Genomic DNA, 12,987 nt, shown 5'->3' with positions numbered 1-12,987 from the left:
GACTGTTCCCTACCCCGCTTCAATCTCGGCCTGCAGCGCATCCATATGCGTCGCCGCCGCGGCGGACGCCGCGCGCTCGATGGCGCGAAAGCGGCTGACCACCGCCAGGCCGACCGTCGTCAGCTGCGCCCCACCGCCCTTGCGGCCGCCGGTCTGCGCCGAAACCAGCGGTTTGCCGAACACCCGGTTCATGTCCTCGACCAGATCCCAGGCGTGCTTGTAGGACATCTCCATGCCGCGCGCGGCGGCCGAGATCGAACCGAACGTGGCGATGTGCTCCAGAAGCTCGATCTTGCCAGGGCCTATCCGTCCGTCCGGATCGAGATTTATCCGCAAGCTCAGCGACGGCATTTTTGCTCCTCCGCGATCGCTTCAGCTTCGGCGACCGTTATTCCAAAACAATATAGCGGTGATCACCACCCCTGTCAGCCGTCGACCTCGAGCGGCAAGCCGGCGCCGGTGTTCGCCCGGTCGAAGCTCACGGTCTTGACCACCGCGAAGGCCTTGTCGCCAAGCCGCAGCTTCAGCGCCTGCCGCGATTGTTCCGTGATGCGAGCCAGCACGGTTGCGCCATCGCAGTCGATGCCGATCTCGACCGTCGGCCCTTCGCCCGGGCTGATCGCGACGATAGTGCCCGGCAAGATGTTGAGTGCACTGAGGCCCGTCGGTTTTTCCGTGGCGATCATCACGTCGCGAGCGCGAATGCGGATACGCACCGGAGCCCCGGGCTTCATCTCAAGGCGCGGCACGCGGATCTCGCCGGCGGCCGAACCGAGCACGGTCATGCCGAAAGTCTCGTCGTGACGCAGCACCTTCGTATCCAGCACGGCGCCACCCTCGCCGCGCTCTTCGGCCGGCAACAGGTCGAGCCTCTGCATGACTGCCTCGGTCAGCCCGCTGGCGATGACCTTGCCCTGCGCCAGCATCACCACGTCGCTGGCCAGCCGCGCCACCTCGCCAACCGAATGGCTGACATAGACGATCGGGATCTTCGTTTCGTCGCGCAGCCGCTCGATATAGGGCAGGATCTCGGCCTTTCGGGCTTCGTCGAGCGAGGCCAGCGGCTCGTCCATGAGCAGCAGCCTGGGGCTGGCAAGCAGCGCCCTGCCGATCGCCACGCGTTGTTTCTCGCCGCCCGAAAGTTTTGCCGGCCGTCGCCCAAGCAGCGGGCCGATGCCGAGCAGTTCGACAACACTGTCCATATCCGCGTAGCGTTCCACCGCTGGCGTGAACCAACGGCCGTAGCGCAGATTGCTCATCACGCTCATATGCGGAAACAGGCGCGCATCCTGGAACACCATGCCGATGCGGCGCTTGTGCCTTGGCACGAAAATGCCGGCACCGGTGTCGGCCAGCACGCGGCCGTCGACCTCGATGCGCCCCTGGTCCGGCCGGATCAGCCCGGCAATCATGTTGATCAGCGTCGTCTTGCCCGAACCGGATGGCCCGAACAGCGCCGTCAGCCGTCCGGCGCTCTCGAAGTGGGCGTCGATGGCGAAATCGCCAAGCCGATGTCCGATGTCGACAAGGACGCTCATTCGATGTCCATCCGCCGGCCGACGCGCCGCGCCAGCACTTCCGAGGCGACCAGTGCCGCCATCGAAATGATGATGGAAATCAGCGTCAGCCGCAGCGCCCCTTCGTCGCCGCCCGGCACCTGGGTAAAGGTGTAGATTGCCGTCGGCAGCGTCTGCGTCTCGTTGGGGATGTTGGAGACAAAAGTGATCGTGGCGCCGAACTCGCCCATCGCCTTGGCGAAGGACAGGATGGCGCCGGCGATCAGCCCGGGCAGGATCAGCGGCAGCGTGATGGTGCCGAACACCCACAGAGGGTTGGCGCCGAGCGTGCCCGCGGCCGCCTCCATCTTGCGGTCCACCGCCTCGATCGACAGCCGAATCGCGCGCACCATCAGGGGAAAGCCCATGACGCCGCAGGCAAGGGCGGCACCCGTCCAGCGAAACGAGAAGACGATGCCGAAATGTTCGGCGAGGAATGCACCGGCCGGGCCGCGCCTGCCGAAAGTCAAAAGCAAGAGATAACCGGTCACCACGGGGGGCAGGATCAGCGGCAGATGCACCAGCCCGTTGAGCAGTGTCTTGCCCCAGAATTTCCCCCGGGCAAGCAGCAGCGCGATCGCTATGCCCGGCGGCAGACTGGCCAGCATCGCAGCCGTCGCCACCTTGATGGACAGCCGGACCGCATTCCATTCGTCGGGAGTGAGGTCCAGCAGCCAGGTCATGTTGCGGTATCGGGGCCTTTTCGAGCTCAGTTGCTCGGCGTGAGCACGGTAAAACCCTGTTCCCTAAAGAGTGCGCCGGCCTTGGCGGATTGCAGGCACTTCAGGAAGGCCGGTGTATCCTTGTCCTTCGAATCGGCGGTCTGGGCAACCGGATAGATGATCGGCGGGTGTGAATCCTCTGGGAAGGTGCCGACCACCTTGACGCCCTTTTCGGCGTGCGCGTCGGTGGCATAGACGATACCGAGGGCTGCTTCGCCGGTCGAAACCAGCTTCAGGGCTGCACGGACATTCTCGGCCTGCGCCACCTTGCCCTCGACCGAGGACCAGACGCCGAGCGATTCGAGTGCCGCCTTGCCGTATTTGCCGGCCGGCACGGCCTTGAAGTCGCCCATGGCGAGTTTGCCGTCGCCGACAAGCTTGGCGAGGTCGAAGCCCTTCTCGATCTTGGCTTCGACAGTCGAATCCTTCGGCGCCACCAGCACGATCTTGTTGCCGAGCAACTTCACTTCCGTATTGGGCCTGGTCAGCTTTTTGTCGGAGAGATATTTCATCCAGTCGAGATCGGCCGGGATGAAGACGTCGGCCGGTGCCCCGCCCTCGATCTGCTTGGCCAGCGCCGAACTCGCGGCATAGGAGACGGTCGCGGCCTCGCCGACATCAGCTTCGCAGGCCTTGTTCACCGCGTCGAGCGCGTCCTTGAGGCTGGCAGCCGCGAACACCACGACCTTGTCTTCCGCGTGCGCTGCCGGCATTGCCGCCATCAACGCCGCTGCAAAACCGCTAATGGCGATCGTCCTCAACCCGAAACCTTTGCGCGTCACCGAAAACTCTCCCTGGGTTTGAAATCCGGTCGGCTCGAAGCCTGCAGACCGATATATCCGCATGGATATAACAAGGGAAGGCCTGGCATTGCCGGAATGCACCTGTTCGAGGGTTGTTCTGCTAAGATCTTCGATCGCTAACGAAGCCGTCGCGACCTCAAGCTCGAAAAAAGGGTAAGGAGGCCTATGCCGTGGTCAAGGCTTCGGACGTGATGGTCGGCATCGACTGAAAAGCCGCGGCTCAGACCGCTATCGGCGCCTTGATCGAGGCATCGGCGACATAGTTTTCCAGCCGGAAATCCTCGAAGCGGAAGGCGAACAGGTCCTTCACGTCCGGATTGATCCACATCGTCGGCAGCGCCCTCGGCGTGCGCTGCAACTGTTCGCGCGCCTGCTCGAAATGATTAGAGTAGAGATGCGCGTCGCCGAGCGTGTGGACGAAATCGCCTGGCTTCAGCCCCGTCACCTGCGCCACCATCAGCGTCAGCAGCGCATAGGACGCGATGTTGAACGGCACGCCGAGGAAGATGTCGGCGGAGCGCTGGTAGAGCTGGCAGGAAAGCCGGCCTTCGGACACGTAGAACTGGAACAGGCAGTGGCAAGGCGGCAACGCCATGGCTTCCACCTCGGCGGGATTCCAGGCCGAGACGATCAGTCGCCGCGATTGAGGATTGCGGCGGATCTCCTTGAGAAGATTGGCGATCTGGTCGATCGAACCGCCGTGGCCGTCCGGCCAGGACCGCCACTGCTTGCCGTAGACCGGACCAAGGTCGCCATTCTCGTCGGCCCATTCGTCCCAGATCGAAACGCCATGGTCCGTCAGGTACTTGATGTTGGTGTCGCCGGCCAGGAACCACAGCAGTTCATGGATGATCGACTTCAGGTGCAGCTTCTTGGTGGTGGTGACCGGAAAACCGCGCGCGAGATCGAAGCGCATCTGGTAGCCGAAGACGGAGCGCGTGCCGGTACCGGTACGGTCGCCGCGATCGGCGCCGTTGTCGAGCACGTGCTGCAAGAGGTCGAGATACTGGCGCATCGGTTCCGGGCTCGATTCGAGATTTCGCCGATCATAGCGCATGTAGCCGCTGACGCCACGCTTGTCTGAAGTTTCCCCATCCAGGGGAGAAACTGTTTCAGCGCTTGCTCTGGCGAACCGGAAACGCGGAAAGTCGCCAGCCGGCCGCCAGAATGGAGTGACCCAAAAAAGTCCTAGAGGGAGCTGAGCTTGCCCAGATCCTTGGCCACCAGATAGTAAAAGGTCACGCGGTTCTTGGTGTTGTCGGCGTGCATCGCCTTGCAGGTCTTCTCGATCGCAGCGTCGGCTTTCGCCCCGTCGCTGACGCCGAGCTTCTTGGCCACCCAGCTCTCCTTGACCCGCGCCAATTCCTTTGGGTCCGTGCAGGACACCAGCGAGGAATCGCGGTTCCTCAGCGCAATGCCGAGATGCTTGACGATCTTTTCGACCGCATCGGCGTTTGCCGCGGCGTCATACTTCTTCACATCCGCAAGATAGTCGGCCATCAAAATTCCCCCTCGTCGGCACCACGGATCCGATCGATGAGGGCTGTGGCGCTTGGCAACTTGTGCGCTAGGTCGGTAACTCCTCACCGCTCGCAAAGCTTCGGTTGAGACCGCGCCCAAGTCAACCCTCGGCGTCGCGATTTGACACAGGGACAAACCACCATTGCGGCCTTTCATTTCCACGCAACGCCCCCTATATTCGTTTTGTCGGCTTGACCGACTATGGCGATAAATGGGCGATGAAATAAGCCGTTCGGACCCGGGGGCGGTACCCGGCGCCTCCACCAAAAGCCGCTGTCGACGATAGAGCGGTTTTTGCTGGGGGCGAAATAGGATCGACGAAGGTGTAAAGATCGTACTTTTGCCCGGCATTGTACCACCGTTATCGGGCTAAACTTATAGTTGCCAACGACAACTATGCGGAAGCACGTCTCGCTGCTTAATGCAGTGCGATAGCTTCAAATCAAGCCCTAGGGGTTCGCACTTCTAGGCGGGGTTCGGAGGTACCTGGCAACAGAAACCTCCACTTCTCCCCCTTCAATTTGCGTCACGCACAACGGCTCGTGCCGACGAAACTTCGCGCCTCTTACCCAGGACGAAGAGCGCAGGCAAACGCTCGACGAGGCCGAGCGCACTTGCCAATCAGTGGCCGGCGTTTGTGCCGAACTTGGCCACGAATTGGTGACCTTGCCGCTTGCGCCAGTCGAGGAGCGCGTGCGCTTCCTCCTCGACGCTGCTGGATTGTCGCTGACATCGCGAGCATAAAGCGGCCGGACCACCGGCCCGGCCTTTCATGCGCGTTGTTGGAACCCGGCGAAACATTGTGGATTGAACCGACATCTTGGAGATCGGAAACATGGCGCTCAAGCGGATGGACAATGTAGGAATCGTCGTCGAGGACCTCGGAGTGACGATCGATTTCTTTCGCGAACTCGGCCTCGAGCTCGAAGGGCGGGCCACGATCGAAGGAGAATGGGCCGGGCGTGTCACCGGACTGGGCGATCAGCATGTCGAGATTGCCATGATGCGCACGCCGGACGGCCACAGCCGGCTGGAGCTCTCCCGCTTCCTCACGCCGCCTGTCGTCGCGGATCACCGGAATGCCCCGGTCAACGCCCTGGGCTACCTCCGCGTCATGTTCACCGTGGACGACATCGACGATACGCTTGAACGGCTCCGCACGCGCGGCGCGCAGCTCGTGGGTGAAGTGGTCCGGTATAAGGATGTGTATCGGCTCTGCTACATCCGTGGGCCCGAAGGGCTTCTCATCGGACTCGCCCAGGAACTCAGCTGAGCGCCAGAGAGCAGTCGTGAACCCCGGGCAAACGCCGGTTTTGCGCCGGGATAGACGACTGCAGCTTGTGTCGTCCGCAATGCCTCCGGCACAAAAAAGGCCGGGATCGACCCGGCCTTTCCTGATTCATCGAGGGTTTGCCTATTCCGCCGGCGCTTCGACCGCTTCCCGCGAGCGGCCAAGCGTGACCTTCGCCAGCGCGAACGATACCACCGCGCAGAGCGTGATGCCGGCGACCATCGGAAACGGCGTGCCGTCGAAGAACACGCCGGCAACGCCCATGGCAAGCGCGCCGATGGCAAAGTGCAGCGTGCCCATCAGTGCCGACGCCGTGCCGGCGATCTCGCCATGCTCTTCCATCGCCAGCACCGATGTGGTCGGGATAACCAGGCCGAGGAAGCCGTAGCCGACGAACAGCAGGGCCGCCATCACATCGAGCCGGTCGACGCCCGTCGCCATGATGGCGAACAGCACAACCATCGTCGTGGCGTAGCCGGTCACCGCCACCCACACCACGCGCTTCAGCCCGAACCGTTCGGAAAGCAGGCCGGTCAGTTGCGACATGCCGATGAAGGCAACCGCATTGATCGAGAAGAACACGCTATAGACCGAAGGCGACAGCCCATAATGGTCGATCAGGATGAAGGACGAGCTCGACAGGTAGACGAAGAAGCTCGCAATGCCGAAGCCGGCGATCGCCACCAGGCCGAGGAAATTACGGTCGCCCATCAGGAAGCGGTAGCCGGCGAGCGCGGTTCCGAAGGAGGAACCGACCCGTTCTTCCGCCGGCCGCGTCTCTTTCAGCGAGGTGGCCAGGAGAATCGTGGCGAGCACGGCCGCGCCGGTCACCGTCCAGAATACGGCGCGCCAGCCGAAATTCTCGATGATCTGGCTGCCGGTCAGCGGCGCCAGGATCGGCGACACCGAAAACACCAGCATCAGCAGCGACATCAGCTTGGCGGCCTCATTGCCGGTGTGCAGATCACGCACGATGGCGCGCGGAATGGCCATGCCGGCGCTGGCGCCAAGACCTTGCAGGAAGCGGAAGGCGATCAACCACTCGATGGTCGGCGCCATTGCCGAGCCGATGCCGCCGACCATGAACAGCGCCAGGCCGCCATAGAGCGGCAGCTTGCGGCCGACCATGTCGGAGATCGGCCCAACGACGATCTGGCCGAAGCCCATCGACAGGAAGAAGATCAAAAGGCTCATCTGCACGGCGGCGGTGCCGGCATGCAGATCTGTGCCGATCGACGGCAGTGCGGGCAGATACATGTCGATGGCGAACGGGCCGATGGCGGACAACAGGCCGAGTACGACCGCGATGCGGAGGAATTTGGGACTCATGATATTGGCTTCTTTCGAATCTGGTTATCGCCGCCAGGCGACGTCTACCCCAGGACGTTCCATCCCGTGGGATTCCGACTCCTGGAGAGAATTTATTCGTCCCCCTGGAGTGAAATCCCTTTATGTCGTGTCCACAAATTTAGACAGCCTTGTCTAAATCGTCAATCACCTCTATATAGATTTTCATGAGACCGGGCGTTTCTCCTGACACTTTCCCGCCACGCGGCCACGAGGCCAAGCGCCTGTCGATCGTCGACGCCGCCGCCGGAGTGTTCTGCCGAGAAGGCTTCGCCGGTGCCAACATCGACCTGATCGCGGTTGAGGCGGGCGTGTCACGCCAGACCGTCTACAACCACCATGGCGACAAGGAAAAGCTGTTCATCGCCGTCGTGCGCGACCTGACCGAGCGCTGCAACGCCGGCATCTTCGCCACCATTGCCACCTTCCCCGATCAGCCCGGGGATATCGAAGCGGACCTGATCGGTTTTGCCGTGCGCCTGAACCAGAATTGCATCTGCAACCGCGACGGAAAATTCCTGCGCAAGCTTATCCAGACCGAAGGCGAGCGCTATCCCGAGCTCTTTGCCGAGTGGCGTAAACAGGGTCCGGGCCGGACATGGCCGGCAATCGCCGCCCGTTTCGCCCGCCTCGCCTATGGCGGCCACCTCACGATCGACGATCCCGACGTCGCGGCGCGCCAGTTCCTCGGCCTCGTCAATGCCGAATTGCAGACCACCTTCATGCTTGGCGGCACGCCGCGCGAGGACGAGGTGGTGCAATCGGCAACGAACGGCGTGCGCACCTTCCTGCGCGCTTTCGGCAAGCGCCCTTCCCCGGCCGGCGCGAAAAAGCACACTGCGCTGGCTAACGCATAACATTTGCGGTTGCGGCGAAGCCGTCTTGCAGATCAAATCGTTGGCAATAGTCTTCGCTTCGGCGCGGCGGCGGTCTATATCAGGTTTACGCCGCGCCCAAGCTTGATTACAGCTATGCGGACGATTCAACGGAACCCGACCACCTCATGGCCGACGACCACATCCGCTACGACATTCTGGCCCAGGAGGCGTTGCGCGGCGTCATGCGCAAGGTCCTGGCCGAGGTCGCGCGCACCGGCCTCCCCGGCAATCATCATTTCTTCATCACCTTCCTGACCGGCGCGCCCGGCGTGCGCGTGTCGTCGCGCCTGCGCGAGCGCTATCCCGAGCAGATGACCATCGTCATCCAGTTCCAGTATTGGGACCTGAAGGTGACCGACACCGGCTTCGAGGTCGGTCTCTCTTTCTCCGACGTGCCGGAGAAACTCGAGATCCCGTTCTCGGCCGTACGTGGGTTCTACGATCCCTCGGTCAATTTCGAACTCGAATTCGACGTCAAGACCGACGCGCAGCCCGACGAGGAACCGGCAGCACCGGCCCCCGAGCCGCTGACCATCGTCTCCGAGAAGAAGCCGAAGGCCGAGAAGAAGGCCGCCGCCGAAGCGGAGAAGAAGCCCGCCGCTGGCGATGCCGGCACCAAGGGCGCAGAAGTGGTCTCGCTCGACGCCTTCCGCAAAAAATAGGCTCGCGGTCCATGGCCGATATCGTGAACCTTCGTCAGCTCCGCAAACAGAAGGCGCGAGCCGAGAAGGAACAAATGGCCAGCCAGAATCGCGCCTTGCACGGCCGCACCAAGGCCGAAAAGCAACGCGACCGCCTGATCGCCGACAAGAGCGAAAGGTTCGTCGCGGGCCATCACCGCGAAAAGCCCGGCGAACCAGGCAACCCCAGCCAACCTAACGATCGCAGCCAATCTGGCGATTCCAGCCAATCTGACGGTCAATGAGCGCCGTCGAAAAGCGCTCGGTGACCATTCGCGGCCATCGCACCAGCTATTCCCTCGAAAAACCCTTCTATGACGACCTCCTCGCCATCGCGGCGGCGAGAAAGCTGACACTCGCCGCCCTTGTCGCCGAAATTGACGAGACCCGGCCGCGCGGTGCCAACCTGTCCTCGGCGCTGAGGCTCTATGTCCTGGAGTGGGCGAAGCACGGGACGAACGCCTGAACTAGGCACTGTCAGCCACGTCTGCCTTTTTCCTGCGTCTGGTGCCGAAGCCGAGCAAGGTCGAGCGCTCACGCTCCTCGGCCTGCTTGCGCGAGCGCACGCGCATCAGATCCTTCCAGCCGACATAGCCGACCAGCCTTCCGTCCTCACGCGCCACGACCGGCAGATGCGAGACATTGGCCGTCAACAGTTTGTCCGAAAGACCTTCCAGATATTCGTCGGGATAGGCCAGCGTCACCTTGCTTCCGGCCAACAACTCCCCCAGCGTCGTCGTCCGGTGCTTGCCGGCGCGGCGCCAGCGCAGGATCGCCGGCGGATCGATGAGCCCGAGCACCTGCCTGTTTTCATCGACCACGGGAAAACTCGGATGCCGGGTTTCCGGCGCGGTCAAGAAGGCGGCCGCGCCATGCAGCGTCATTGTCGCCGGCACGCTCTCGACTTCCGATGTCATCACCTCGCGCACCCTGGTGAGCGCGAATGGATCGACGCGATATTCGCGCACAAGGTGGTGCCCTCGCCTGGCGATCTTCTCGGTCAGGATCGAACGCTTCATCAGGAGAACGGTGACGGCATGCGCCGCCGCACAGGCCGCGATCAGCGGCACCAGCACATGCGTGTTGCCGGTCAGCTCGACGGCGAAGAAAGTGGCTGTCAGCGGCGCGCGCATTGTGCCGCCCATGGTGGCGGCCATGGCCAGCAGCGCCCAGAAGCCCGGGTCCGCCGCCGGCAGGATCCCGGCAAGCACCGCGCCCATTGCGCCACCCATGATCAACAGCGGCGCCAGCACGCCGCCCGAGGTTCCCGAGCCGAGCGCCACCGACCAGATCACGGCCTTGACCACCAGCAGCAGGAGCGCCGCGGTCGCGATCGTGCGGCCGTCCAGCATGTCGGCGATGTTGTCATACCCCACGCCGAGCGCCCGTGGGTCGATCAATCCGCCTATGCCGACCACCAGGCCGCCGAGCATCGGCCACCACATCCAGTGGATGGGCAGCTTCTGGAAGCCGTCCTCGCACGCATAGACCATCTGCGTCAGCAGCCCGGACAAAAGACCGGCGCAGATACCGACCAGCACCCAGCCGCCAAGGCCGAGGAAGGAAACCGCCATGCTGCCCTGGAACGGAAAGATCGGCCCCGGCATATGCAGCATCGTGCGCTCCACCTCCGCCACGATGGCCGCCACCGCCACGGGAATGAAGCTGCGCGGCGTCCATTCGAACAAAAGCAGTTCCACCGCCAGCATGATGGCCGCGATCGGCGTGCCGAACACGGTGGTCATGCCGGCCGCCGCTCCCGCGACCAGCAGCGTCTTGCGCTCGGTGTCTGAGACCGGCAGCATCTGCGCGATCAGCGAGCCGATGGCGCCGCCGGTCATGATGATCGGCCCCTCGGCGCCGAACGGCCCGCCGGAGCCGATCGAGATCGCCGACGACAGCGGCTTCAGGATTGCCACCTTCGCGTCCAGTCTGGAGCGCCCGAGCAGGATCGCCTCGATCGCCTCGGGAATGCCGTGACCGCGGATCTTCTCGCTGCCATAGCGCGCCATCAGGCCGATGATCAGCGCGCCGATGACCGGAACGATGACGGCGGCAAGCCCGAGCGGCGTATCCTGCAGCTTCAGCTCGGCAAGCGAGAACTGGCCGAAATAGGCGATGTTGGTGGCCAGCCGGATCAGCTTCAGCAGCACGATGCCGGCAAACAGCCCGGCGGTCGCCACCACCACCGCTATCGCGGCGACGAGCAGCACTCGGGCATCCGTGGTGAAATCCCTGAGATGACCGGGATTGGAGTTGTGGGTCTTCATGGTTGCGTTGCTTCCCGGCGGCGGCCGTATCTGGTTCTGCGGCACGGTCGAAGTGGCCAGCCGGTTGTCGGTCGGCTATGTATCGTAACACGATATATCTATTCAAGCTCATTCCGCCCGAAATTTCGTTTGAGCTTTCTCCGGAAAACGAAGACATCTCCTATATGACGCAGCCACCCAAGACACGACGCCCCGCCATCAGGCAATCCGACTACGAGCGGCTGTCCGAATTCCGCTACCTGATCCGCCGCTTCCTCGAATTCAGCCAGGTGCAGGCCGAGGATGCCGGCCTGACCCCGCGCCAGCACCAGGCGCTGCTGGCGATCAAGGGCTATCCGGGCGGCGGGCCGGTGACGGTGGGCGACCTGGCGGAACGCCTGCGCATCCGCCACCACAGCGCCGTCGAACTGGTCAACCGCCTCGGCGAGGCAGGACTGGTCGCACGAGATCAGGACAAGGACGATCATCGCCGCGTACTGCTGCGGCTGACCGAGCGCGCCGACGATTGCCTGGCCGAGTTATCTGCCGCGCATCTCGACGAGCTCTCGCGCATAGAACCCATGCTGCGGCGCCTGCTCGATGGGGGCCAAGACTGACGCCCGGCGTCCGCGCGGGCCGATACCGAACTATTTTTTTCGAATCCGAATCCTTTGGCCTGGCCGCTGCGTCCTGGACAGGTGAGAGCCGAGGAACCGATGCGATGAAACACCATCTGATACGCTATAAGACGAAGCCGGACCGGGCCGACGAGAACGAGCGCCTGGTCAAGGCCGTGTTCGAGGAACTGCGCGGCAAATCGCCGGAAGGCGTTCGCTACATGACCTGGCGCTCCGGTGACGGCACTTTCGTCCATCTCGTCGAGATCGAAACCGACGAGCATGCCGATGTCATCCCCGGGCTTGCCGCGTTCGAGGCCTTCCAAAATGGCATCAGGGATCGCTGCATCGACCCGCCGCACCGTGACGTGATGACAGTGGTGGGCCATTATCGGATGCTGGACGAGTAGCTGAATAAACCACGTCAAGAACGGGCGGTGCATGAACAGTCAAGGCGAAGTCCGCGAGCCTTTCGACCGCTTGTTCGGCGAATTGCGCCCCAAGCTGCACCGCTATTGCGCCCGCATGACAGGCTCGGTCGTCGATGGCGAGGACGTCTTGCAGGAGGCGCTGGCCAAGGCATTCGAGGCCTTGCCCAACGCCGGCCCGATCGCCAATCCCGAAGGCTGGCTGTTCCGCATCGCCCACAATGCGGCGCTCGATTTCCTGCGCCGCCGCGCCCGCGAGAGGGCCTTCTCCGACGAGGAGCCGGACATGATCGCCGACCCGGCAAATTCCATCGCCGACCGGCAGGCCGCGGCAGCCGGATTGCACAGTTTCATGCGCCTTCCCGTCGCGCAACGAAGCAGCGTCATCATGATGGACGTCCTGGGCTATTCGCTGCAGGAGATCAGCACCATGCTCGACACCAGCATCCCCGCGATCAAGGCCGCGCTGCACCGTGGCCGAGGCCGGTTGCGCCAGTTCGCCAATGAACAGGACGATCGTCCTGTTCCCAGGCTGAGTGCATCGGAGCGCCTGTTGCTCGACGCCTATGTCGATCGCTTCAACGCCCGTGATTTCGACGCCGTGCGGGACATGCTGGCCGATGAAGTGCGGCTGGAACTGGTGGCCAGGGCAAGGCTGAACGGCCGCAAGGAGGTGGCCACCTATTTCGGCAATTATTCCCGGGTGCAGGATTGGCATTTCGCGCCTGGTTTCGTCGAAGACCGTCCGGCAATCCTCGTGCGTGATCCCAACGACCCTGCGGCAGCGCCGACATACTTCATCCTGCTGGGTTGGCAGGGCGACAAGCTTGCCACCATCCGCGACTTCCGCCACGCCAGATACGTCGCTGACGGCGCCGAAACGTTTCTTCTTTGA

At 63.2% G+C, this 12,987-nt stretch carries 16 protein-coding genes and 1 other RNA gene; 9 read left to right on the top strand and 8 right to left on the bottom strand.

Annotation, left to right across the window (positions count from 1 at the left end):
* Window positions 1–9 precede the first annotated feature (9 nt).
* The 6 genes from FJ941_RS01045 to FJ941_RS01020 all read right to left on the bottom strand — a co-directional run bounded on the left by FJ941_RS01045 (window position 10) and on the right by FJ941_RS01020 (window position 4,581).
* Window positions 10–351: a winged helix-turn-helix domain-containing protein gene (locus FJ941_RS01045; RefSeq protein ID WP_127279684.1), complete on the bottom strand. Its 342-nt coding sequence runs from the start codon at window positions 349–351 to the stop codon at window positions 10–12.
* Between the two features lie 74 nt (window positions 352–425).
* The gene (gene modC / locus FJ941_RS01040) at window positions 426–1,538 is read right to left on the bottom strand and encodes a molybdenum ABC transporter ATP-binding protein (RefSeq protein ID WP_140502483.1); all 1,113 of its coding nucleotides are present in this window, start codon (window positions 1,536–1,538) and stop codon (window positions 426–428) included.
* Window positions 1,535–2,239: a molybdate ABC transporter permease subunit gene (gene modB, locus FJ941_RS01035; protein ID WP_027141703.1), complete on the bottom strand. Its 705-nt coding sequence runs from the start codon at window positions 2,237–2,239 to the stop codon at window positions 1,535–1,537. The genes modC and modB overlap by 4 nt, the downstream gene beginning before the upstream one ends.
* Before the next feature lie 26 nt (window positions 2,240–2,265).
* Window positions 2,266–3,060 carry a molybdate ABC transporter substrate-binding protein gene (gene modA / locus FJ941_RS01030; RefSeq protein ID WP_140502481.1) on the bottom strand — a complete coding sequence of 265 codons (795 nt, stop codon included), beginning with the start codon at window positions 3,058–3,060 and terminating at the stop codon, window positions 2,266–2,268.
* Between the two features lie 241 nt (window positions 3,061–3,301).
* Entirely contained in the window at window positions 3,302–4,096 is a 795-nt protein-coding gene (locus FJ941_RS01025; RefSeq protein ID WP_140502768.1) for a thymidylate synthase, read from the bottom strand.
* A gap of 173 nt (window positions 4,097–4,269) precedes the next feature.
* Window positions 4,270–4,581 carry a DUF2853 family protein gene (locus tag FJ941_RS01020; RefSeq protein WP_140502480.1) on the bottom strand — a complete coding sequence of 104 codons (312 nt, stop codon included), beginning with the start codon at window positions 4,579–4,581 and terminating at the stop codon, window positions 4,270–4,272.
* Window positions 4,582–4,748: 167 nt separating this feature from the next.
* Between FJ941_RS01020 and ssrA the strand changes: the two genes are divergently transcribed.
* Window positions 4,749–5,109: a transfer-messenger RNA gene (ssrA, locus tag FJ941_RS01015) on the top strand.
* Between the two features lie 328 nt (window positions 5,110–5,437).
* Window positions 5,438–5,875 carry a VOC family protein gene (locus FJ941_RS01005; RefSeq protein WP_140502479.1) on the top strand — a complete coding sequence of 146 codons (438 nt, stop codon included), beginning with the start codon at window positions 5,438–5,440 and terminating at the stop codon, window positions 5,873–5,875.
* 141 nt (window positions 5,876–6,016) lie between these two features.
* Here FJ941_RS01005 and FJ941_RS01000 read toward each other — a convergent pair whose 3' ends face one another.
* Complete coding sequence (locus tag FJ941_RS01000; protein ID WP_140502477.1) at window positions 6,017–7,222, bottom strand: multidrug effflux MFS transporter; 1,206 nt, start codon at window positions 7,220–7,222, stop codon at window positions 6,017–6,019.
* A gap of 185 nt (window positions 7,223–7,407) precedes the next feature.
* Between FJ941_RS01000 and FJ941_RS00995 the strand changes: the two genes are divergently transcribed.
* The 4 genes from FJ941_RS00995 (at window position 7,408) to FJ941_RS00980 (ending at window position 9,264) form a co-directional block, all read left to right on the top strand.
* A complete protein-coding gene (locus tag FJ941_RS00995; RefSeq protein WP_140502476.1) occupies window positions 7,408–8,097 on the top strand; it encodes a TetR/AcrR family transcriptional regulator in 690 nt (229 codons plus the stop codon).
* 146 nt (window positions 8,098–8,243) lie between these two features.
* The gene (locus FJ941_RS00990; RefSeq protein ID WP_140502475.1) at window positions 8,244–8,780 is read left to right on the top strand and encodes an SspB family protein; all 537 of its coding nucleotides are present in this window, start codon (window positions 8,244–8,246) and stop codon (window positions 8,778–8,780) included.
* 11 nt (window positions 8,781–8,791) lie between these two features.
* Window positions 8,792–9,043, top strand: coding sequence for a DUF4169 family protein (locus FJ941_RS00985; RefSeq protein ID WP_140502474.1), 252 nt, complete (start codon window positions 8,792–8,794; stop codon window positions 9,041–9,043).
* On the top strand, window positions 9,040–9,264 hold the full coding sequence (locus tag FJ941_RS00980; protein WP_140502472.1) for a ribbon-helix-helix domain-containing protein: 225 nt from the start codon (window positions 9,040–9,042) through the stop codon (window positions 9,262–9,264). The genes FJ941_RS00985 and FJ941_RS00980 overlap by 4 nt, the downstream gene beginning before the upstream one ends.
* A gap of 1 nt (window position 9,265) precedes the next feature.
* Here the strand turns inward: FJ941_RS00980 and FJ941_RS00975 are convergent, their stop codons facing one another.
* Window positions 9,266–11,068, bottom strand: a complete 1,803-nt coding sequence (locus FJ941_RS00975) for a chloride channel protein (RefSeq protein WP_140502470.1) — start codon at window positions 11,066–11,068, stop codon at window positions 9,266–9,268.
* Between the two features lie 164 nt (window positions 11,069–11,232).
* Between FJ941_RS00975 and FJ941_RS00970 the strand changes: the two genes are divergently transcribed.
* From FJ941_RS00970 to FJ941_RS00960, 3 genes are all read left to right on the top strand, one after another.
* Entirely contained in the window at window positions 11,233–11,664 is a 432-nt protein-coding gene (locus FJ941_RS00970; RefSeq protein WP_181169685.1) for a helix-turn-helix domain-containing protein, read from the top strand.
* A 104-nt stretch (window positions 11,665–11,768) separates the two neighbouring features.
* Window positions 11,769–12,074, top strand: a complete 306-nt coding sequence (locus tag FJ941_RS00965) for a hypothetical protein (RefSeq protein WP_140502469.1) — start codon at window positions 11,769–11,771, stop codon at window positions 12,072–12,074.
* A 31-nt stretch (window positions 12,075–12,105) separates the two neighbouring features.
* Window positions 12,106–12,987: a sigma-70 family RNA polymerase sigma factor gene (locus FJ941_RS00960; RefSeq protein ID WP_140502467.1), complete on the top strand. Its 882-nt coding sequence runs from the start codon at window positions 12,106–12,108 to the stop codon at window positions 12,985–12,987.

The sequence above is a fragment of the Mesorhizobium sp. B2-3-13 genome, assembly GCF_006442195.1.
In the GTDB taxonomy this organism is placed as follows: domain Bacteria; phylum Pseudomonadota; class Alphaproteobacteria; order Rhizobiales; family Rhizobiaceae; genus Mesorhizobium; species Mesorhizobium salmacidum.
Note: the sequence above shows the minus strand (reverse complement) of the source record. Positions and strands in the feature narration are given on the sequence as shown.